The organism is Pseudomonas mendocina (assembly GCA_037482215.1).
Lineage (GTDB): Bacteria > Pseudomonadota > Gammaproteobacteria > Pseudomonadales > Pseudomonadaceae > Aquipseudomonas > Aquipseudomonas mendocina_E.
In genome coordinates this window covers 2,205,633-2,227,440 of the sequence record CP148074.1, presented here as the reverse complement: position 1 = coordinate 2,227,440, position 21,808 = coordinate 2,205,633, and the positions used below count along the sequence as shown (strand labels likewise).

The window sequence follows — 21,808 nt, the reverse complement described above, 5'->3', positions numbered from 1 at the left end:
CGGGCCTGGTCGTCTGTAGATCTATGTAGGACAAACCGGGACAGAGTTTTTCGTGCCTGTTATATGCCGCTGTAAACGAGAAACCTTCGATGTACCGGGTTCCATAGCCCCCAGCCGGACAGCCTGAATACAGTTCGTTAACCGCAGCTGTGACCAACGCCTCAAGCTATGGAGAGCAATCATGCATACAACTCAAGTACTACTATTCCAATTTGATGCTCGTGTAATCCGCACCTTGCTAATCGACGAACAGCCTTGGTTTGTGGCTTCCGACGTTTCATCTGCCTTGAAGTATCGAATCGCAGGTGACATGACTCGTAATCTGGATGACGACGAAAAGGGTACGCAGATTGTGCGTACCCCCGGCGGCGATCAGGAAATGCTGGTCATTAACGAATCAGGTCTTTACACAGCTATTCTGCGTAGCCGGAAAACTGAAGCCAAGCGTTTTAAAAGGTGGGTCACTGCCGAAATCCTCCCGGCGATTCGTAAATATGGCTTCTACGCCGTGTCACCCAGCAAGAGCCTCGCCAGTGTTGACCAAACTATCGGCGCTACCGGTTTCAACTGTCTGGCAGCCGTTCTGGATGGCAAACTGCGCAACTTAAAAGGTGGGGCCAAGCGGGCTGCGAAAAACCATTTGTGGCAACAGGTGCACCGCGCTTTCTGCGTGATCAGAGCGAAGGACATTCCGTCATCCCAGCTGGATGCAGCTCGTAATTTCATAGCGTCTTACAATGTCTATGAAGGTGAATGGATATCCAATAAGGTTCCCATAGCCCTCCCTCGGCTCAATGTCGATTACCCACTGGAGTTCCTGACGATTCGCCGGCCAGATATGCTCATCACTCGCCAGCCGTACGGACACTACCTTGACTTAACCCTTAAAGATCTGTGTCCCTACAGCTCGCCCTGCGAACTGGTGTTGGCAGAACTTGCCCGCAATGGATATAACGTAGATGCGGCTTGGTGGGAGGTGCGGACGTATCGCACTGAGGTGGAACGACTTCTTTCAGCTATATCTGCACTTCAAAAAGAATCAGCCTCGCCTCAGAGGTACGCAATTTGACACTGCTAACAAGGTTGAGGGGGCTTCCCCCCTCATGCCGAAACTGTTCTTGTTAGCAGTGCATCTACACCGTCCGCACGCACTGCCTATATCTGAAACACAGGGCTGCAATTGATCAGCCATATCGGCATCCTCTAGCTATTGCAGTCATGGTGAAAGTGCCCGTGCTTCCATTTAGCGGCTTAGCCTTCACAGAATTTATTCGGGCACCGGTAGACGTCAATAACTATCTAAGAGACCTGCGTAAAGATTGAGAAACCCAGTCGATAGAACAGTCCCCACTTAGAAACCAAGAAACCTTGATTTCGCCTGCCCCCTCAAGAATTCTTATTATATGCTCAATCAAAAACGGATTGACATCGAGCTTGCTCTTAATATGCGAAAGCATCAAAAGATGATTATTCACTATATGTGAAACTACTGATTGAAAAACACTACTATAGTTCTCCACATGCTCACGAGCATACAGCTCAAATCCTGAATCAGATATAAATATTAAAGGAAAGCCTCCCCCGAGGTGATGCTTAAGTTCAAACGTCCCGTACTCACCTAGATACTCAATCGAGTTTTTTAGCTCACCTTCAGGAACTATAAACCCATCATCATTACAGAATGCCGCAAGCTCGATTTGTTTTGAACCAGACCTAAGGGCAAACTCACAGGCTGACTTACAAACAAAGCTATCTACATTATTGAACGTCCCTACTCCTATACCAAAACTCGAAACAAAGGAAGGAGGAGCCCCCAAGGCGGGTTTGTCAGAAGCGCCAAAGATTGAAGCGAGAATTCGATCAAAATTCTGTTGATATGAAGAAGTATCACTGATTTTTTCCCAAAGTGTTGCCTGCAATACTTCAGGTACTTCACAGTCATCAATAACAACTGGAATCAATTTGCTGCCACTATTTATCCGTTTCACACAAGCGGCATCTAGTTCATGCTTAACCCATGGTTTTTCAACACTATATCTGGAAAGAACAACAATCACCGCCTTGGCATTTTTTATGCCTTCCTCAAATATCTTTGTAATCAAACTATCTCCTGGCTTCATCTCCCACTTATCAAGCCAAGCGTCAACCCCATTGGACCTAAGCTTATGTGCAAAGTCCATGACAAAGCGCTCTTTATCTTCACTTGCATGACTGACAAACACCTTTGGAGCGTTTTCCATATGGATTCTCTGGCAGAGTTTTTAATATTCTTGTGAATCGCCCCGGGTTTCGTGGAGGCCGTTTCGTTTAAGTCAGGCCGCCATGGCCTGACTTGCTTGTTGCTGGTGGAAGTTTGCCTCAGCCTCCGCAGGCGGGATATACCCGATTGAGCTCAACAGCCGCTGGTGGTTGTACCAGTGCACCCATTTCAAGGTCGCCATCTCAACAGCTTCACGACTCTTCCATGACTGCCGGTAAATCAGTTCAGCCTTGTACAGCCCGTTGATAGTCTCGGCCAAGGCGTTGTCGTAGCTGTCGCCCTTGCTGCCAACCGAAGGCTCAATGCCGGCCTCTGCCAGCCGCTCGGTATAGCGGATCGAGACGTACTGACTGCCACGGTCGCTATGGTGAATCAGGCCACCCATACGATGTGGCTGTCGGGCGTACAGCGCTTGCTCCAGGGCATCCAGCACGAAGTCGGTCTTCATGCTGGTACTGACTCGCCAGCCGACGATGCGCCGTGCAAAGACGTCAATCACGAACGCCACGTACAGCCAGCCTTGCCAGGTCGAGACATAGGTGAAATCCGACACCCACAGCTGGTTCGGACGCTCAGCATGGAACTGGCGTTGGACACGATCCAGCGGACACAGCGACTTGTCGCCGGCCACCGTCGTCCGTACAACCTGGCCACGCCTAATTCCCTGCAACCCAGCTCGCCGCATTAGCCGCTCCACCGTACATCTGGCGACCTTGAGGCCCTCTCGCAGTAACTGCTTCCAAACCTTCACCGCGCCATAGCACTGCATGTTGGTATCCCACACGCGCTGGATCTCCAAGCTCAACGCCTCATCGCGCTGAGCACGGCAACAACGCAGTGCCGGATTGCGCAGTTGGGCCGCATGTCTGCGGTAACCGGACGGGGCGATCTGCAAGACACGGCAGATCGACTCGACCCCGAGACGGTCACGGTACTGATCGACAAAAGCCCTCAGGACTTGGTGCGGCGGTCGAGCTCCGCCTGGGCAAAATACGCACTGGCCAGACGCAGAATTTCATTGGCCTTGCGCAATTCCCGGTTCTCCCGCTCCAACGCCTTGATGCGTTCGCGCTCTTCGGTGGTCGGGCCTGGACGCTGGCCTGCGTCGGTCTGATGGCGGCGAATCCAGCCATGCAACGTTTGCGCTGCACAGCCAATCTTCGGCGCGATGGCTTCAATGGCGGCCCACTCGGAGGGGTAGTCGTTCAGGTGTTCCAGAACCATGCGCACGGCACGTTCACGGACTTCAGGGGAGTAGGTCGTAGTCTTTTTCATGGCCTCATCTTCTCAAGAGTTGAGGCCTCCACGAAACCCGGGGCGATTCATTGAGGGTTTATTAATACTTACTTTAACTCTTCCGTTCAACCATCTGAATAGTTTCTAGGCGCTTTCCTGTGAATTCTAACAATCGACTCTTGATTACTTGCAGGCGGTCTAATTCCCTCCGTTTCCTCTCCCCGCCCCATGCACTGAGCCGCACGACGTCCATCCGGGCGTTTATCACGCTCAACTGTCGCTGCAATTGGCCCAGCGGCTTGCGCATGGCCAAGATGCCGCGTTTCTCGCCTATCAACTCCCTTGCTTCATTCACTCGCCCCAGCTCTTGCAGACGCTTCACGTCGGCATAGACCCGCCCCGATTCCTTTAGCCCCTCGTAAAACAGCGTGCTGTAGCGGTCATACGACGCCGGTGCACCCAGATCCTTGTAGAAGCGCCGGATTGGCTGGTACTCGTGCCAGCGCTTAGCCGGTTCCTCCTCACCTTTGGCTGTGCGCCAGATTGTGTCGATAATGCCAGCCCCCAACCCCTACCTGCCCCAAATATCCTGCCCCAAATATCCCTGAATCAGGTGGTCAGCCTGTAAAGGCGATAATGTTAAGTCGTCACCCAGAATCGAGGTTGCCTCTGAGATCATGTGCGCAGGAGCTGTGGTACTGGCCCTAGCTCGTAATGTCGGGCTCATCCTTTCCATACCCGCACTCTCAATAGGCCGACCGGTGAAAGCATCCTTGTTGGAGTACACGTCGAGCGAAGGCTGGAACGCTTGTGGCACGGGAGAGAAGGCGAAGGTTTGCGTAACCATCGCCCAAAGACGCGCTCGGAATAGCCTGCCACTGGCCTTGTCATCCACAACTTGCTCAGCCAGACGCTCGGTCAGGGTCGACACAGCACCTACCTCGAAAGGCTTCGGGATGAAAAACGCCTGATCACCGATGCGGAAGAACCAGTAGCTATCCTTCTGCCAATCCTCAAGCTTCCGGTATTCCTCGTCGTCGTGGTTGGACAAGTAGAGCAGCATGCTGGCCATGGCTAGGGCACCGGTTACTAAGCCGAAACGGGCAGCAGCTTGTCGGTCGCTGGCCGTTCCCTTTCCGAAGGCAGTGAGCACAGCAGGTTTGACGCCAGACCGGTACAGTTTGTCCAATCCCTGCAATCGAGCATTTAGGAACGGAACAACCCGGATCAGGAAGCGCACTGCCGGCCAAGCACCTTCTTGACTGAAGTCCATTAAGTCGCGAGCCTCATAAGAGGCTCGTAACGCGCCCTTATCATGGTTCTGCTGGTAGGCTGCTGCACGGTTCGCGTTCTCGGCAGAGTTTGCGAATGAGTTATAAGCATCCCACCCAGCAGCCAATAACTTCGGAACCAACTTCGGTCCGTCTACCAACTTAGCGCCACGTAGCCCCCGACGCAGACCAGCCTTTACCTCTTCAGGGTCGGAGCCATATATGTGCCCGAAGCTAAATGCACCGCCACTGGCCAACATCTGGGCACGGGTTTTCTCGTCGCGGAAGCTTTTGATGCCTTGAAACATGTTAGCGGCCACGTTTTTGCTAACCGGTGTGGTGGCGGCGGCCTGGACTGAGTCGCGCAGGAAGTTGGCCAAAATGAACTGAGGCGTAATGGTGGTCATGTTAGTGAAGACCCTCTTGAACATGGCCATCGCGCGCACCGCGAAGTTGTTGAGGCCTGGGTCTGCCAGCGAAGTGAGCGCCTCAAATACCAGCGCGTCATCCACCTGGTAGAACACCCGATCGCCGCCTTTGAGCACAAAGGTAGACGTCTTTGGATCGCGTGCCGCCTCCGGAACAACCTTGGCAATACCCAGCTGCTTGGCGTTAGTAAGAGCTTGCTGGGCAGCCTGGTTCTTCAGGCTAGCGGTCAGCAGGTGATGGAAGTTCATCAGAGTATTTTCCAGCAGATCATTGAGGTTCTGCTTACCCCCCTTCAGTTTCTTGTACGCCTCCTGCCGACTCAGCCCCTTGGCCGCACGCGGGCCGGTTGCCTTGGCCTCCTCGTCCATCACCCGATAGAACGGTACATAGAACTCGTCCCGCCAAATGGCACGGTTCTCCGAGCTTATGATGCCGGTCTGTTCAGCGATGGCCAGTACGTCATCGCGGTACTGCTGGAACTCGCGGAATACCTCGTCATAGACCTTGGAACGGTTGCGGCCATCGGCGGTGGTGCCACGATTAATACCTTTCAGGGCAGCAATGTCCTTGGCATCGAACAGATTTTCACGCCCTTCTGCGGCCAACTTGGCGGCACGGTTGCCAGCTATCCAGCCCATGAAGCGCTCAATCTCAGAGGCATCCCCTAAGCGTGAAAACACTTCACCCAGCCCCAGGCTGCCGTCATCGCGCATGCCAATGACCTTCTGCTGCTGGTCAAGAATGATACGACCGTTGTGCATCATGGCATTGAGCGCACCAACAGCAGACGGTGCCATTCGGGCCAGTACCCAGGCGCTGGATGTGATCGAGGAATCAAGAAAATCGCTGCCGCTCAGCGCCTCGTCCATGTCTTTGAGTGCAGCATATTTGTCGACCACCCCCCGACGGAGCTTGGTCATTAGGCGGTCAGTGTGCTCTCGGTACCAGTCAACGGCGCGTTGGTGAACTGTACGCGGCGCAATCTTGCGCAATGCGTCCTGCTCGTCAGCATTGAGGTCGGGATGGGCATCACTAATGTGTGGTCGGCGGACGCCAAACAGCGAGTAAAGGTTCTCGCCGGGATCTACAGGTGCTTCAGTTCCGGGTCTATTGCTAGTTGCTTCTTGGCCCACTCGGAAGAGGCCTTCATCTCGCGCCGCAGTGATTCGATCTCGGAGTCGCTCAGGCGATAACTGTCCCTTGTCGAACGTGAGGAGTGTTCGAGCTTCAGATTGGGTGAGGCCTTCGAAGCTGTAGCCGAAGGTGTCACGCCACCAGGATTCGATGCTGCCGTATTTGTCACGGACTTCCGCCAGAGTGGATGGATCAAGCGATAGCTTGCGGGAGTAGTTCTTGCCGGTCAAGGAGACGGCCCCGACTACCCGACCACCGCTGTCCTCGATATGGGTCTTCAGCTGCGCCAGGGTGCCGCCCTGAGTCAGGGTGTCATCGAGGATCAGGAAGTCTCCAGCCACCACCTTGCCGGCGAAGGTTGGCTGCTTTGCGATGCGCTCCAAAGCGCTGGCCCTGGTACGGCCGATCTTCTGTTGCTGCATCAGCTCTGCCTCAACCTTCAGTCCTAAGCGCTGAGCTAGCACCTCCGCTGCCATCAGCGGAATTCGGTTCTTGCCAGCACCTTCAACTGCCAAAACCGGCACGATTCGCGGCTCGCTGTCTTTCGGAATCAGCCTACGCACCTGCTCCACGAACGCGGGGGTCACGGCGTCGCGGGCTACACGCAGCGCGGCGGCATCATCGCCAGGTTTGGCCGCCTCGTAGTCCGGGTGGTTGTTCAGGAAGCTGAGTGGATGCGCCAGCACAGCATCCGGGAACTCCTCGGACCAGCCCCGGCGCGAATACAGCACCGCGCTATCGACGTCCTGCTTGCCGTTCTGCTGGCGCAACCAAGCCCGCGATTGCTCGCCCAAAGCCAAGATATCGGTGTAGGTCCAAGGCACTTGTGGAAACATCTTGCGCAGCAGCTCGCGGATCTTCGACAGCACCCGCTGCAACATGGTTGGCCGGTCACCGTCCTCAAGCAGGTGCGCCACTATCTCCTGAGCCACCAGCAGTCGCTGCTGTTTAGGATCCAACCGCATCAGCACAGATGCATAGGCGTCTCGGATCTGTCCAATGCGTTGCCGGCCCTTGGCCGTAGACTGCTGGCTGGAGTAAAGGCGCTCCATAGTGGCGTCCAGTTCGTCGCCCAGCAGGCCATGAATACCACGGTGCCCGACCTCTTCATGCACTGCGGTGTAGATAGCATCGGCCACGCTGACGTGGTTACCTGCGACCACGTACGTTTTTCCGGAACTGCGCACACCGCGTAAGTCCTGTGGGGCTACACCATCACGCTTGGCACGGGTACGGGTCGATAGTGGTAAGTCATCAAAGTCTTGCACAACCTCAACGCCAGCAAGTTCCGGAGAAACCTTCAGGGCGTCACGCAACTGCTCAGCTGAGACCTTTGCGCCCTGTTCGGTTGTGTCCGGCTCCTCGGAATCCTGGCGGTATAGTTGTACCCCTTCCTCGGTTTCACGAGTCTCGATGACATCGACCAGCTTGCTAAAAGCCTCATTGATCGCCTTGCGTTCCTCTCCTGCTGGGAACGGCCGTTTCCAGCCCCAAGGCGTAATAATTCCTGCGTTTTCCGGGCCGTAGTTCAAGAACGGACTGCTATTGCCTCGCTCCGCAATCATATCCTCGACGTAACCTTGGAAGGCACGCGCCGCCATCTCGTGCGGGGTAGTCCAGTAGTTGGTGCCACGGCCCTGGTCCAGCTCCTTGGCGTCCATGGCAAAGCGCGTCGGTAGTTGCTTGGTTTTCGTACTGCCATCTTGTGCATCGGCCAGCATCTTTAGACGCGACGAGTAACCAGACATGACACCTCGCAGGCGATCAAGCTCCCCATTATTGTCGGCATTGAATCCACTGCGACCCCGCACGGCCTTATAGATTGAGCTGATCTGTTCCAGTGCATCGTTAGTCCAGCGCATGCCGCTGAGAGCATTGCGGCGCGTCAACTTCGCGTCAGGCTTAGTCGAGCGCAGATCAGTCTCCAGTTGCACACCATCAATAATCTGCTGGGCCACAGTATCGAATTCTGCCAACTGTTCGGCGCTAGCTGGCCTGTTATGGCGCTTCGAGTATTGCGGGTTCTTCTGCTCAGCCAGATCCGTACGCAGACGCGCTAACCGGTCGGCTACCTCCTTGCGGGAGCGGGCTACAAAAGAGTCGGCCCGCGCAGTGTCCTCAACGTACTGCTCAGCCTTACGCTGCATGGTGTCCATCAGCGTGGTGTAAGCCTGGCGCACTTCCAAGCGCACACCGGAGCCAGACCTGCGAAAACCAGAGCTAGCTCCCTCAGTCTCAAACGATCCGGAAGTCTTCAAGGAGCGTGTGCCGTCCTTGTCTACCACCCACTCGGCAGAGGCCTTTCCGTCCTGCCGACCGAAATAATGGTCAAGCGCGTGGAACCACTCATGCGCCAGGGACCCAGCACCGTTCATTTTGGTTAGATTGATAACGGCCTTCGCTGGTTCGTAGTGTGCACGGGCACCGCTCAGTCCATGGCCACGGGCACCGAATGCAAGCGCCAGTTCGCCGTTAAGGCTGATCGCCTTCGGTGGAATGCCCATCACTTCAGCCAAGTCCAGCAAGCCATCGTAGGCATCATCGAGCAGTTGCTGCCGCTCTTCCTGATTATTCCAATTACCGAACTCAACCCCACGAAAACCGAAGGTGTCGGTAAATGCGCTGTCCTTAACTGGCCCATCACGGCGAGCAGCGCCAATGCGCTGAGCACTTTCAGGGCGCGGCAGGTCGGCCTCACCAAAGGTTGTGTTGGTCTCAATGATCCGCTGCGCATTGGAAGCCATGTACTCCATGGCCTCCAACCGAGTCGGAAATACCTGGTCGACGACCTTCACCTGCTTGTGATCATTGATGGTTCGCCAGATTTCAAAACCATCACCGTCGCCCTGGCGCTGCGACACAACACGATGTTTGCGGGCCACTGCAATCAATGGCACAGCTTGTTCAGCTTCCTCTCGCGTGGCATAGCTTCCTACCCTTCTGGACCGCTTCATCCAATCCTTGCTGCGGCTATCGCGCACCTCCCAGCGTCCAACCTCTGCTGGATTAGCACTGCTAACCACCTGCGAAATATCGAAACGGCGAGCCCATGCAGGGCGGGCATCACTGTCACCTGCACGGGCAGGACGCGGGCCAGTAGAAACCGCCCGGTCCTTACGGGCTCCGCCGATCTTCTCGCCGAAATCCACGATCTTGTCTTTCGGGACAGTCTCGGCAAAGGGCTGCGGAACCGGTGAGCCCTCTTCTTCTGTTGCCGCCACCGGTTTCGCCAGGTCTCCGCCCTTCAGCCACTCCTTGAACTCGGCCACGGGCATAGCCGAGACCTTGCCCATCTGCCAGTCGGCGTCAAAGTTGCTACGGTACGCGGCTACGGCCGACTCCTCGTCAGGGAAACCGAGCATTACCTTGTGTTCATCGAAACTACCGTCTTGCTGGTTGAGCTGATCAACAACGAACACCTGATCGCTCTCTGCCTGCGGCCCCAAATAGACATCCACCTGCTCACCGTCGGTACCAGTGGTGCGTCGGATATAGCCATAGTGATCGCTCATGGTATGGCGCCATTCGCTGCCGTCCGGACGCTTACCGCTACGCTCGGAGCCACGCGGATTCTCAATCGACAGCTCCAGTCCGTGTACCCGCACCTTCCCCTTCTTGTAGTTACCCGCTTCGATCTGAGCCGCTGACGGTGACGGCAGATCGTTGGTCGGCGAGGTAGCTGCCTCGTTGGCTTTTATGTCCAGTGGGCGCATCGCCTGACTTACCAGATCCTGCTGCACCTGGATCGCATAGCCACCATCCACAGGGACAACTCGAGGCTGCCGACCAGCAGCTCGAGCCTCGCGAAATGCCTTGCTTGCTTCGGCCCCCTTAGGTGCGTCGAACGGTTTGCCGTTTGGCTTGTGCAGAAGCTCGATCTGGCTACGATCACGAGACGTGGCTGTCGGCGCCTGCTGGTCCATACCCGAGCCACCGCCCATGTTGGCCGGATCGTGCTTCGGATTGACCCAACTGCGAGCCTGCTGGTCCGGCTGCCGCTCGCCATCCACATTCCGCACAGGGCCGATGTCTTGCAGGTTGCCCTGAGCATCGCCATAAAACACTTTCTCAGGCGCTGGTAGTGAAGATACCCCTGGGGCAGGCAGAGCCAACGGCTCGGGTGTGGCCTCGAACTCTGCATCCGCGCGACCCTGAGCCTGGTGCCGCTGTGTTTTACCCTCACCCAATGCGGCACCGAGCGTGGCATGGCCTGCTCCACCAATAGCGCCCAGTACAGCGTCGGCAAAGGTGTCTTCGGTCAGACTGCGCTGCTCGCCGATGGCCTTGTTAGTCGAAGCCCTCGCCGCTACAGACTCGGCGACCTCTTGCAAACCTTCTGTTGGCGCGTCTATAGCAAGGCCATATCCCAGACGTCGGCCTACCCCGCCGCCAACAATGCGTTGCAGTGGCCCAAGGGCAAACTGGGTAGCCAGGCCACCAGCAGCACCGACTGGCGCCGCGCCATCGAAAGCTCCATCACGCGCTAAGATGGAGAGCTTCTGTCTTGCTTCTTCTTCCGTCGCGCCTTGGCTACGCATCTCTCGATACACTGACGAATTAGCCAACAGGTCTAAGTCAGAAGTATCGGTAATACGCTGCTCAACTTCGTTGGCAGCGGAACCGCCGGACTGTAGACCACCCACGGCCATCATGGCCGGTGCCTCGGCCTTTCCGCGAGTTGCGAGCATCACACCAGCCTGCGGTGCGAACTGCCCAAGCAGACCCGCCATCTGTAAACCGTAACCCGCCAGACTCGGGGCTTCGCCCATGCTCCAAGTCTCGGGATCCAGAACATCTCCGGACGGCGTGCTCTTCGCAAGAGCGTCTTTGGCGGGCTGACTTTTACTATCTGCGACAGCCTGCCCCTTCTCGTCCAGCCAGCCCCCTACGGCACGCGCGGCCGGGTCGACCACATTGGCCACAGTCTCTCGTATGCTCCACGGCTCTGGTAGTTTGGTGCCATCAGGTAGCGTATCTGACAACCCAGAGTCTTCTGGTCGGATCATATCGCCCAGACCACTGACGACAGCACCGGTGCCCTTTAGCAGGCCAGCACCGGCCTCCTTAGCAAAGTCCGTGGCCCCCAGTTCGCCCTGGGCCTCGATTGGCTGCGTAATGGAGCCTAGCGTGTCTTGGTCGTACAACTCACGCGCCCGCCCCTCCATGCCAGCCGGCACGCGAGGCAGCACCACATCCTGAAAGTAAAGTTGACGAGCGCGCTCTTGGCGCTCTGGGGCCAAGGAGCGGAATGGCTCGCTGGCTGCCACATCCGCCCAGCGGCGGGGTTGGCCGTTATTCGTCATCGTTGCCTCCCGGCAGTGATGGAATGTGTTCAGCAGTTACCAGAGGCCCAGCGCACGGATCTCGTTATCGGCGTCTGGGGCGGCTCGTTGCTGTGCAGCGGATGCCGGTGCTCTTTGCTGCTGAGGCCCGTTCAGACGGTCAAACATCTCTAGGCCTGCTTGAAATGCCTGATCGCTCGATACTCGCGATTCGGCCAATGGGTCCTGGTTGCTGCTGATCATCTTTGCATAATCCAGAGCGAAGTCCTGACGGTTCTTACCGCGCGCACCACGCACCATCGACCAGGCTGACTGGACATCCGGAGCTGCACCTGAATTGACCAACCATCTCGCCGTTTTCACGTCGGCAGGAGCTTCCTTGTCGTCGAATTGGTTGACGAATCCTAAGCGCTGCCCAAGGGCTACGGCACGTTCTCGTCCACCGGACGATTGCAGTACTCCCTGTAGAGATTTGTAGCCTGCTACGCGATTAACCAAATTTTCTATCGGCACTTGCAGCACTTCGTCATCATCGGCGCTACTCCGACTTTTGGTCATGGGAGCGTTATACGTCTTGCCATCCGCGCCAATTACTTCGAGTTCAAAGGCGATGGTGCCGGGTCTCTGGCCTGGATAGACACCGACAATGCGCTTCCTCCCACCATCACCACGCTGGACGTTCGGCCCAAACATGTAGTTGATCGCTTCTAGCGACTCTGGATCGTTAGCATCAGCCGGGTTGTTCGGGTCCAACACCTCGCCAGCCCGTTTCACCGCAGCCTCCATGCGTGGATCCGCCACATGCGCAGGTGACAGCCATGGATAGCGCTTGAAGGTTTCAACCTCATCGTCCCCCAGCTCTTGCCCTTCAGCAATCTTCCCGTAACCGGCGCGCAAGATTTGCATGTCTCGCTCATCGTTGCGCTCCTGCTGCCGCATACCCAACTCTCGTTCCTGAAGACTGAACCTCCGATTATCAGCACGCATCTGCCGATCGAACTGCTTGCTGGAAATATCCATCTGCCGCTCGTCCAGAGCATGGCGCTGATCAAACTGGTTCTGTTGTTGGCTAAGTTGCCGCTCGTCCAAGCCGAAACGTCGCTCTGCAAGGCCTCTCTGCTCCAGCATTTCACGCTCGCGCATATTTAGGCCGCGTTGCTGCATGGCTATCTGCTCATCAGCGTTCTGCTGCGCCTCCTGACGCGCTCGGTAGTTATCCATCAACTGGAAGCCTTCACGGAAACCATCCCAAGCACCGCGCGTATCAAGTCCGCTCATCATCGTCCCCTTACATAAACGAGCCAGCTAGCAGACCGACAGCTCCGCCAATAGCCGCCCCCCATGGGCCGCCGGCCTGAGCGCCCATCATGGCACCAGTTGTTGCCATACCTACCTGCGACTGCTTACGCTGAGTTTTTTGCGCTTGTTGCTGCTGTTCCTGCGCAAACTTGTTCTGCTGCTGTTGTTGGCCCAGTTCCTTCAAGCCCTGGAGCGCTTCGCCTTCCATTTCTTGCTTCAAACCGAGTAATCCATATCCCATAGCCTCTTACCCCTGCTGTACTTGCCCGGTATTCGGGATGTTGGAAAGCCCCATCCCACCGGCGAGGATGTTGTCCTGAAGGTCTCGGGCCGAAATGGATGCCTGATTGAAGGCCGCGGCCGAATCAGCAGCGCGTCCCAGCGAGAGTTTGCGTTGCTCCACCGCACTCTGTGCTGGCGTAAGCTGCAATCCCATACCAGCACGCTGCATCTTCAGCGCCTCACTGGTGTTTGCGTAGCTGGTATTAACAGCCGCAGAAGCCATTTCACCCTGCTGTCGTGCGAAGGTTGATGAGTTTGCAATGTCTGCCAGCTGGTCGATGTAAGGGCGAAACCGTGTTTTCCAGTCGTCCCACTGTGCGCGATACAACTGGCCAAGTACGTCAGAAGCGCCCTGATCCCCCTGAAATGCCTTATTGGCATCTATTAAGATGCTTGCCATTACATGTTCCTCACGTAGACCGGGTTATTGGTCAGAGGCTGTGTCTGGCCCTGCATGTTCAGTCCAACCCCATTTCCGTTTGGAGTGCTCAACTTGGCCATGGCGAAGTTAGCTCCCGCACCGGCGATCCCCCCGAGCAACTGCAAATTGGCAGAACGACGGTTAAACGCCGTCGCAGAATCCTGGCGAGCGTCGGCAGCCGACTGAGAAGCGATATCACTGAGCCCGCTCTGCGCCTGACCTGACTGACCTGACCCAATGGCGACGACATTCTGCAAGCCTCGGATCTTCTCCGTTGTCTGCTGAAACTGCGCACGCCCCATGGTCTCGCCGCCCTGCTGCGCACTTTCTCCAGCGAAATCATCCATCGTGCCGCTCCAGCGACCGCTGTTCGGGTTGATCCCCCCTTGCCCCAACTGGTCGCCAATATCAGCAAGCCCTTTGCTGAGCTGTGCCTGCGAGGCCTGGGTCGTAACCCCACGCAGATAACTCATGCGCTCTGGGGAGTCGAGGTCATCGACCCGACGCATATATTCGTCCTCAAGCGGTGCCAACACTTGTTGGGCGTAGTTCCACTTCTCAGCCGCTACTTGTGCGGCATAGCGCTGCTCAGGGGTGTCCTTGATTGTATTGTCGGCTTTACCGCCTCCACCACCACTCATGCTGAAGCCCTCCCTTTGTCGAGGCCGTCGATGTAGCCTTGCAGAGAGTCTTCGTGGAAGTGCATGCGCACGTCTTCCGACACCTGCTGCATCCAGCCCTTGCCACCCACCAGATACGCGCACTGCACCACCAAACTGGTAAGTTGATCACGCAACACAAACGCCAGAGTCTGGCAGTGATAATCGCCGCTACGCTCAAGCCTCACGCTGTCACGCCAGTCCTGCAACGCAGCGGCCATTAACGGGCGCAGATAGGGCTCATGTGTGCGGTAAAAGGGATTCGCCGGCAACTCAATCAGCGCCTCCCAGAAGGCGGCGTAAATCATGTCGTCGGATACAGGGCGATCCCGGTCTATCAGATCGTCAAGGGTTTGAGAGATGCGAAACAGCGTTTCGCAGAACAGAATTGGCGCGGGCTGCTGTTGCAGAACATGTTGAAGAAACTCGCGCTCCTCAGGACGTGGCATCGTTGTCTCCCGACAATGAGTAAACCTAGACTAGCAAGTGTTATGTGCGACTGAAATCGGCAGTCAGAAGGCCGAAGTTATTGAGCGCCGGGCCTGCCGTACCAGCATGCTGGATTGTCCCGTATGCAAGTGAGCAGCTGATATTAGCGCGGTCCACCCCCTCGAAGCCGATCATTGGTATCGTCTTGATTTGAGTGTTTTTATCACCCGTGTCGGCCATCACCACCATCGTGCAAAGCTGAGACAATAGAATGCCCATATCGCCATCCCTCGCTCCCCAGGCATGCCGATAAAGGCCGTAGCGATCAGCATCATCAATGCTTGTAGAGTTCCAGAAACTGGAACCCCAGTAGGCACCTGGCGTGTAATAACCGCCCTCGGCCTGCTGCCAGTTTTTCAGCAACCCCCGGAACGGAGTGATCGGCCAGCCGCTGTCGAATACCAACTTACCCTTCCCATCCCAGACGCGCATGCCGTACTCATCACCGCTCTGAGGAGCTTCAAAGCCGCAAACCCTATAGCTCCAGCCGGTATGTTGACCGATCTGCGCGGCATATATGTAGTTGAACGTGTCATGCGTGTAACGAATCGACGTAATGAAGATGACGCGAAAGCCTGTCCAAGCGCCTGGTCTACCGATATGTGAGAAGCGTCCGACTGCCCCACCCTTGTAGTACAAGTTTGGAACGCCAAAGACCATAGGCGGGTGCAACGTGGTGAAGGCACGGCCATAACTTATCAGGCAAGACGCAATGCCTTGGTCGCTGTATGGGGTTGCCGGTAAGTGGGTAACCTTGATGTCACCGCCGAAATACCGGGCCAGTACCGGGTGGTCCGGGCCTATGATCAAATTGCCCGCTTCACCGCGAGCAAAGAATCCGTAGTAGTCGCTCATAAATTGGCGAACAAATAAATGATGACGTCACGCATATATGTGCCACCCCACATAGGAGGAAAAAGCTCGATAAAACCGTCACCAACCCTGATCGCCGGAATGTCGGTTCCCACGAAGTGCCCCTGAGCACCGTAGCGACCGTCGTAGATCCATGTTGACATGAGCTCAGTTGCCGGAGCGGCTACAGCGAACATGCCGGCGGCAGCATTCACAGCTTGGAAACGCAAAACCTCGGACGTAATGCCCCCCGACAGCACAATGGTGTCGACCTGCCGAACGGTAAACGTTTCGGAATTGATGATCTCTCGGCCAGTTGCATCACGAATGAGCAGCCCGTAGCTCATACGGTCAAGTTCCCTAGCTGTACCCGCTTAACGCCGTTTCCATCAAATACCTTGATGACGTTCTCACGTACCTCCATCCGGCCACTTGTACCGGCACTGTTCAACTCCAGACCACCATTCTTGTCTAGAGCCCAGCGTGGTCGCCCGTTCGCCCCTGTCTGGCTGGACTTGAGAACGCCCGCAATATTGGCATCACCGACCCTTAAGCTATCAACATCAAGCATGTCTGCTCGCAACTTCCCCGCCAGAGTGGTGACCGGCCTACCTGTAGCATCGAATAACTTGCCGAACGTGATTGGTCCCAGTTGCCCCTCTTGAATAGAGGCCTCGCGGATAAATGCACTGTCGATGTACACCTTTCCATCGACCACCATAAACGGCTTCACTGCTGAGCTTTTAGCTCCTGGCCTTGCAATCCAAAACCGGTCAGCTAGTACTGCAAAGTCGGCTGTCTTACCATCATTGGCTGCACCGAAGCCTGAGACATAGCCATTCACGTCCAGTTTGAGAGTGAACTGAGCCGACAATCCCTTAACGGCTTCGGCTTGTTGCTGAATACTTGATCCAAAACCGTCCAAGCGACTGCGCAGCGCTTGCTCAAGCTCGGACTCACCCAGTTGGCCAGACAGCTGGCCCAATAAATACTTAGCGTCAGGCAGTGGCTTGGCGAATGTGCCATTGGGCGAATTCGGTGGTCCCTCAACATTTGAGGTGCTTGTGAAAGAAACCCAGTAGAAGAAGCCTGGCATGTCCAGAGGATTGTCGACGCTCACGACGTCGTCACGCACCTTGTCGCTGTAGAACATCCCCGCTTCCCGGCCAATGATCTTGGCCTGTCCGATGTTATCGACCTCGGAGCGATAGATATTGGTAAATGCATGGTTGTTGTAGATTTCCTGTGGCGTATCCCAGCTCAGATGCACCATGCCAAAAAAGCTACCATCTGCTGAAAATCCAGTCGGTGCAGGCGGCATCGACATGTCCGGAAGCGGTGTACTTGGGATCAGTCCACCATCTGGGTTCCCAGGGATGCGCAGCTTGGCCAAACCGCCATCCAGCATATCGCCCACGGTCAGCTTGCGATCAAGCTTGTCGCCCCTCATACCCTCGCCAGTTTCGATAATTTCCTTAAGTGCCTGGAAAAGCGGGCGAAGCTCGGACGGAACTCCAGGCGGCAGCGGCGGTAGCGTAGTTCTCTTGTTTGTCATAGGTGCCTCACGGCAAGCAGTTACACAATCTCGGAAGCCGAGGTTGCTACTTGAATCGACTGCACCTCACAGGTGCCCTCGACTTCAATTTCCCAGTCGCGGGAATCTACATACCCCGGAGGTAGGCGTACTAGACGCTTATCTTCGATCTCCAGCTCAGCGGCAACCTCTCCGTCGGCCAGCAGACGTAGCGTCACCGGGTAGTCGCGTGCAATTACTTTGGCGCAGGAGAACCCCCCTGAACTGGGTGAAACCTCGTATATCTTGGAGCGCCATCGCATTGTCATAGCTGCCCCCTTCCCCCAGCCGACAATGCTGTTTCCCTGGATCAAGCACAGCGTGTCCTTGTCCAGATCGAAGTAGCCACCCGAGGCGTTCACGTCGTAGAACTCGAAGCCATCGCCAGGTGTGAAAGAAAAGCAGCCGCCTTGATAGAAGGCCAAGTAGCGCCCGTCATAACGGTATGCATGAATTGTTTCAGGCTTAAGCGCTTGCCACTGTTCCTTTGAAATCATCTGCGAAGTTAACAGCTGAGCCTCACCTCCGCCTATGGCCACCAAACCACTCGGCGATGCATAAACAGCGTATTCACCCATATCTACAAGTGACCGCCTGGAGACACAGGGCTGAAGCTCATCGAGTAACGAGTCAGCCATACCAGCCGGTGATGACCCGCTGATCAAATGTGGGCGCCCATTGGTAACCACTACTAGACCTCCAGCCACAGCAGCGATGCCTACAATGGTCTCGGGAATGGCTATCTGGTAGGAAACCGGCCAAGCGTGAGGCATGTATGCTTCACTGAAACACAGAGTGTTTTCAAAGAAGCCGGCCATGAATCCGCCTGGCAACGCCGTAAGCCCGATCAGGCGATCGTCAGGCATATCCCACTCCAGCGATGGCAGCGATACCCCCATGGACTCGCTATACACGTTATCCGTGTATGTACCCAGTGCAGCCGCAACGGTGGCCACCTCTTGAAATACGCCAGCTGACTCTGCGCGATAAATACGCTTGCTTACTATGTCATGTGGTCCACTTGGGACCCCCGGCAACGCCAGCACTAGATCACCACCTGCGGGGGCACCACTGACCATATCCCAACGAATGGCAGGATTGCTTGGCAGGCATGGCGGGCCCTCTTCACCAAACCGGCTAATGAGCGTCACGACATAGCTGGCCTGCACAGCAGTAAGTGGCTGCTTGTCCTGTTCAACCCGGTCACCTGGAACCGAGACAACTGGTGACTCGGCAGGAACCGGCACTCCTAAGCGAAAACTGCTACTCGGGTATGGGCCACTGCCAGAAGTGATCTGACCGATCCCGCCCATCTTTGGGTAACCATCACCAGTCCAATAAACTCTGCTCCATGCATCATTTGCCAGCAAAGACTTGATCACACTGACCTGTTTTCCTCCCCCCCATACCAGCCAATAACCTGCACCATTATTCCCGCCTGGGTAGCGATACAGAGTCGATGGAGCGATAACACTGGGAAGACCAGCTAATTTTGCAGGCGCACGCTCAGGCTTCAGGGTTCCGCGACGCAGATATACGTTACGTGCAACCTGAGCATTCTGATCAGGCAATAAACGCTCATCTGCAATTGGAATTTCACCACGGAAAGCAGCCAGGGCCAGCTTCATACAAAACTACCAGCTGGGGGCTTGGGTCGATGGGTTGGATTGGGGAACAGAGCAGATTGCGGCCAATCCCTCAATTGCACCCGGTAGGCCCGCCAAGCGGTTGAGTCCAGCCCCAGGTCTTCCTGAGCCCAAATCGCTTTGTCGGCTCTTGTCAGTTCGCTGTCACGCCAAAGCCGTTCGGCGACTGGGTCGACTGGTTGCAGCTTTGCCCCATCATCAACCCACTGCCCTACCCACTCGCCGGTTTCGAGGCGTGGGCCTAGTTTGCGAGGCGAGTCACAAGGCTGGAGGGGCCGAGTGGAGGACCAATTCGTCAACACAACATTCTTATCAGGGCAGTCACAGAGGAAGCGACCGGTGCTGTCCAGTTCGAATCTCATGAAGCCACCTCGTAACTCGCACAAAATGCCCAAGATGCATTGGCGCTAGCAGGAACACCGAGAAGACCTATAGTAAGACGCCCATCAGTGCTAAGGGCGAGATCTCCAAGCTTCCATTGGAGATTGTCTGAGTACACGGTGCAGATAATCGGAACATATTTGTCAGGGCGATAACCCGCCGGAAGCGTCATCGCTTGCAAGCCAAAAGTCGGAGCATCTACACGCTTAAACTGCCCCATCAATGTCCCCCGCCCCCCAAATCTACGAAATCGCAGCGGCTCTGCCATGCCACTGAGGGTGAATGAGTTCACCAGCGTCGGAGTCAGCCATCCAGAATCATTCATGGAGGTGGCCATACTGACGTTTCCGGATAGATCAGTACTGATCGATCCAATCACATCGCCAACCAGGGATATTGTGCGCGCAGCCACCAACTTGCTTGCTGATACTGCGTTGGCGCTGATACCAAGCTTCCCAGCCAGAGCATTAACCATGGTTGTCGCGAAATTGGGGTCGTTTCCTAACGCAGCAGCCAGCTCTTTGAGTGTGTCCAATGCTGCAGGTGATGAGCTGACCAAAGCAGCAATTGCAGCCTGTACCGCGGCCATAGTTGCAATCTGGTTGGTGTTTGTCCCCAGTGCAGGGGTCGGTGCTGTAGGAGTACCGGTTAGAGATGCCGATGCCAGCGGTGCACGAGCGCTAATCTGAGCCTGTAATTTGGCAATACCGGCAAGCAAGCCATCAGTTGCACTGATAGGGGAATTCGCACCGGTCTGTAATCCAGACAAAATCACAGCCAGTACTGCGCTAGAAAGATCACGCCATGTCTTATCTCCAGCGTAGAACTGCCCGGCAGTGCTGAGGGCAATCAGATCCTGCTTACCATCCATTCCACCCGCAGTCAGCCTGGCCTCGATCAGCGAGCCATCCAGCCAGAGCCTTGCCTTTGTACCCTCTTGAGCACGCGATATTGTTAGGGTAGTTCCGTTCCATGAGGTCACCTTGACGACCTCCCAGGCCGTCTCGTTACCATTGCCATCCTGCTTGATGAGCGTTAGCAAGAAATGATCCCCAGCAGCTAGTACAGGTAGCCCAGCCGAACTGGCAACGACCAGCAGAGCATCCCCAACCGAAACGTCACCCACTAAGGCAGAGGCGTAATTGTTGATATATCGCTGCGTCATACTTCTCGTACCCTACAGAACAATTCGTCCTCGAAAATTTCACCGCCAGCGGTTTGCACCCTGACGGTGATCTTGTATATGGCACCGTCAACACCTGAACTGACCCAAAGCCGCACCCGGTTGCCGTCGACCAAGGTCGGCACCACCGCTAGATCTGCGCTATCAACCAAACAGGACATCACAACTGCGATCTCGTCGCCTTCGTCCAAAGCCTCGTCGTACACAATCGACTTGCTCAGCCGCTCTGACGGCTGTTTAGTAAAGGTCCCTAATTTCATTCATCGTCTCCATTCGCGGATGGCCGGCAGACGCACAAAATTTCGCGGTATTACCAACCGAGAAAAGATTTCTTCCGTTGGATCAAAGGCATTCGGGTTGATGTAGCTATCGGACTCTCCGAGAAAATCAAACACCGCTGTGCCTCTGCCTACACGTCGGCGCACACCAACGCCCAAAGCCTCCAGCTCAGTCACTGCTGCCCCAGAGCTAGTTATCACTCGGGTACCACTCATTGAGCTGTCTATTCGAACGATCGTTGCCTCTAAGTCTGGATACGTGCGCTTATAGCCAGTACCGAATGTGAGCAGAGACAGCACGGCTATACCTTCACCGCGCACAATCACCGCACCGTCAGTCACCATGTGCTGTTCCAGCACCGCTAAGCCGCTAATCGGCCGGATGGCATGGAAACCTCCAAGCACTTGCACTCCGAACTCCGCAGCCCCCGCCAGGGTTGGCTTAATCAGAGAGCCGCTACCAGAGCCCAGCAGTTCAAAGTCAAGAGAGCCGACGAAGGCCTGCCGAAGCATTCCTGAATCCTGTAGGTCCAACTCCAGTGGAGTGCCCCCCGAGAAGCCAATGTGCCGTACGCCTGCCGCATCAATATGCGAGGCCTCTAAATCACCAGTGAGATGTGATGGCACAAGCTCAACAACGCTTAGTCGAATTGCCGAGGGCATCAGAGAACCGCCAACGGCAATATCAGCAGCCCCCAACACCATCACGCGCTTGGCCGATGTCATCTCAACCTGCATCGGTCGAATGAACGCTTCACCTTCGATGAAAACTATGCCGACATGGCCCAGCATCTCTAGGCCAAACACCGCAAAGCCGGAGCCTAGAACTGTCCGAGAGTAGAAAAGATCAGCCGCAAGATTGAATACGGCCTCGCCGCTTCCATTACGGGCCACTGTCTCGATAAGAGTTGCATTGACAAGAGTGACCCACTCGCCCGTCGTCCGGCGCACAGCACTCGCCAGAAAGTCCCCCGCAAGAAGCTTTACCGCTGCGCCAGTACCGTGGACGACTCGCCTTGCCAGTATCTCGGTTGAGACGCTGAACAGTGCCTGTCCCGAGCCAAGGACAGGCACTCTCCTACCAGCATTGAGCCTGCGCTCATTGAGTGCGGAACCGTTCAGGCGCACGGGAT

General features: G+C 56.0%; 18 protein-coding genes and 1 other annotated feature. Of the genes, 1 reads left to right on the top strand and 17 read right to left on the bottom strand.

The genetic code is table 11. The annotated features are described in order from the left end of the window. The first annotated feature begins 181 nt into the window (after nucleotides 1–181). A complete protein-coding gene (locus WG219_10120) occupies nucleotides 182–1,069 on the top strand; it encodes a BRO family protein (protein WXL27777.1) in 888 nt (295 codons plus the stop codon). A gap of 226 nt (nucleotides 1,070–1,295) precedes the next feature. Here the strand turns inward: WG219_10120 and WG219_10115 are convergent, their stop codons facing one another. From WG219_10115 to WG219_10035, 17 genes are all read right to left on the bottom strand, one after another. After that, nucleotides 1,296–2,240, bottom strand: a complete 945-nt coding sequence (locus WG219_10115) for a toll/interleukin-1 receptor domain-containing protein (protein ID WXL27776.1) — start codon at nucleotides 2,238–2,240, stop codon at nucleotides 1,296–1,298. A gap of 72 nt (nucleotides 2,241–2,312) precedes the next feature. Continuing rightward, nucleotides 2,313–3,535 (bottom strand): IS3 family transposase gene (locus WG219_10110; protein ID WXL27775.1). Its coding sequence is split into 2 segments (ribosomal slippage): nucleotides 2,313–3,250 and nucleotides 3,250–3,535, totalling 1,224 coding nucleotides; the frame shifts between segments, so codons are not numbered across the junction. Beyond that, nucleotides 3,141–3,257 (bottom strand) — a sequence feature (AL1L pseudoknot). It overlaps the preceding gene by 117 nt. Before the next feature lie 73 nt (nucleotides 3,536–3,608). Beyond that, a complete protein-coding gene (locus WG219_10105) occupies nucleotides 3,609–4,064 on the bottom strand; it encodes a hypothetical protein (protein ID WXL27774.1) in 456 nt (151 codons plus the stop codon). A gap of 3 nt (nucleotides 4,065–4,067) precedes the next feature. Next, nucleotides 4,068–11,633: an LPD38 domain-containing protein gene (locus WG219_10100; GenBank protein ID WXL27773.1), complete on the bottom strand. Its 7,566-nt coding sequence runs from the start codon at nucleotides 11,631–11,633 to the stop codon at nucleotides 4,068–4,070. Nucleotides 11,634–11,669: 36 nt separating this feature from the next. After that, nucleotides 11,670–12,890: a hypothetical protein gene (locus tag WG219_10095; protein WXL27772.1), complete on the bottom strand. Its 1,221-nt coding sequence runs from the start codon at nucleotides 12,888–12,890 to the stop codon at nucleotides 11,670–11,672. 10 nt (nucleotides 12,891–12,900) lie between these two features. Further along, nucleotides 12,901–13,131 (bottom strand): hypothetical protein, encoded by a 231-nt coding sequence (locus tag WG219_10090; protein WXL27771.1) that lies wholly within the window; start codon nucleotides 13,129–13,131, stop codon nucleotides 12,901–12,903. A gap of 27 nt (nucleotides 13,132–13,158) precedes the next feature. After that, entirely contained in the window at nucleotides 13,159–13,593 is a 435-nt protein-coding gene (locus tag WG219_10085) for a hypothetical protein (protein WXL27770.1), read from the bottom strand. Continuing rightward, a complete protein-coding gene (locus WG219_10080; GenBank protein WXL27769.1) occupies nucleotides 13,593–14,255 on the bottom strand; it encodes a hypothetical protein in 663 nt (220 codons plus the stop codon). The genes WG219_10085 and WG219_10080 overlap by 1 nt, the downstream gene beginning before the upstream one ends. After that, on the bottom strand, nucleotides 14,252–14,722 hold the full coding sequence (locus WG219_10075) for a hypothetical protein (GenBank protein ID WXL27768.1): 471 nt from the start codon (nucleotides 14,720–14,722) through the stop codon (nucleotides 14,252–14,254). Before WG219_10075 ends, WG219_10080 begins: the two co-directional genes overlap by 4 nt. 40 nt (nucleotides 14,723–14,762) lie before the next feature. Then, nucleotides 14,763–15,617: a hypothetical protein gene (locus tag WG219_10070; protein WXL27767.1), complete on the bottom strand. Its 855-nt coding sequence runs from the start codon at nucleotides 15,615–15,617 to the stop codon at nucleotides 14,763–14,765. Next, the gene (locus WG219_10065) at nucleotides 15,614–15,961 is read right to left on the bottom strand and encodes a hypothetical protein (protein ID WXL27766.1); all 348 of its coding nucleotides are present in this window, start codon (nucleotides 15,959–15,961) and stop codon (nucleotides 15,614–15,616) included. Before WG219_10065 ends, WG219_10070 begins: the two co-directional genes overlap by 4 nt. Then, on the bottom strand, nucleotides 15,958–17,169 hold the full coding sequence (locus tag WG219_10060) for a DUF1983 domain-containing protein (protein ID WXL27765.1): 1,212 nt from the start codon (nucleotides 17,167–17,169) through the stop codon (nucleotides 15,958–15,960). The genes WG219_10065 and WG219_10060 overlap by 4 nt, the downstream gene beginning before the upstream one ends. A gap of 20 nt (nucleotides 17,170–17,189) precedes the next feature. Next, nucleotides 17,190–18,815 (bottom strand): hypothetical protein, encoded by a 1,626-nt coding sequence (locus WG219_10055; protein WXL27764.1) that lies wholly within the window; start codon nucleotides 18,813–18,815, stop codon nucleotides 17,190–17,192. Further along, nucleotides 18,812–19,195: a phage tail assembly chaperone gene (locus tag WG219_10050; protein WXL27763.1), complete on the bottom strand. Its 384-nt coding sequence runs from the start codon at nucleotides 19,193–19,195 to the stop codon at nucleotides 18,812–18,814. The genes WG219_10055 and WG219_10050 overlap by 4 nt, the downstream gene beginning before the upstream one ends. Next, entirely contained in the window at nucleotides 19,192–20,379 is a 1,188-nt protein-coding gene (locus WG219_10045; protein ID WXL27762.1) for a hypothetical protein, read from the bottom strand. The genes WG219_10050 and WG219_10045 overlap by 4 nt, the downstream gene beginning before the upstream one ends. Next, nucleotides 20,376–20,657, bottom strand: coding sequence for a hypothetical protein (locus tag WG219_10040; protein ID WXL27761.1), 282 nt, complete (start codon nucleotides 20,655–20,657; stop codon nucleotides 20,376–20,378). The genes WG219_10045 and WG219_10040 overlap by 4 nt, the downstream gene beginning before the upstream one ends. Next, the gene (locus WG219_10035) at nucleotides 20,658–21,803 is read right to left on the bottom strand and encodes a hypothetical protein (protein WXL27760.1); all 1,146 of its coding nucleotides are present in this window, start codon (nucleotides 21,801–21,803) and stop codon (nucleotides 20,658–20,660) included. Nucleotides 21,804–21,808: the final 5 nt, after the last annotated feature.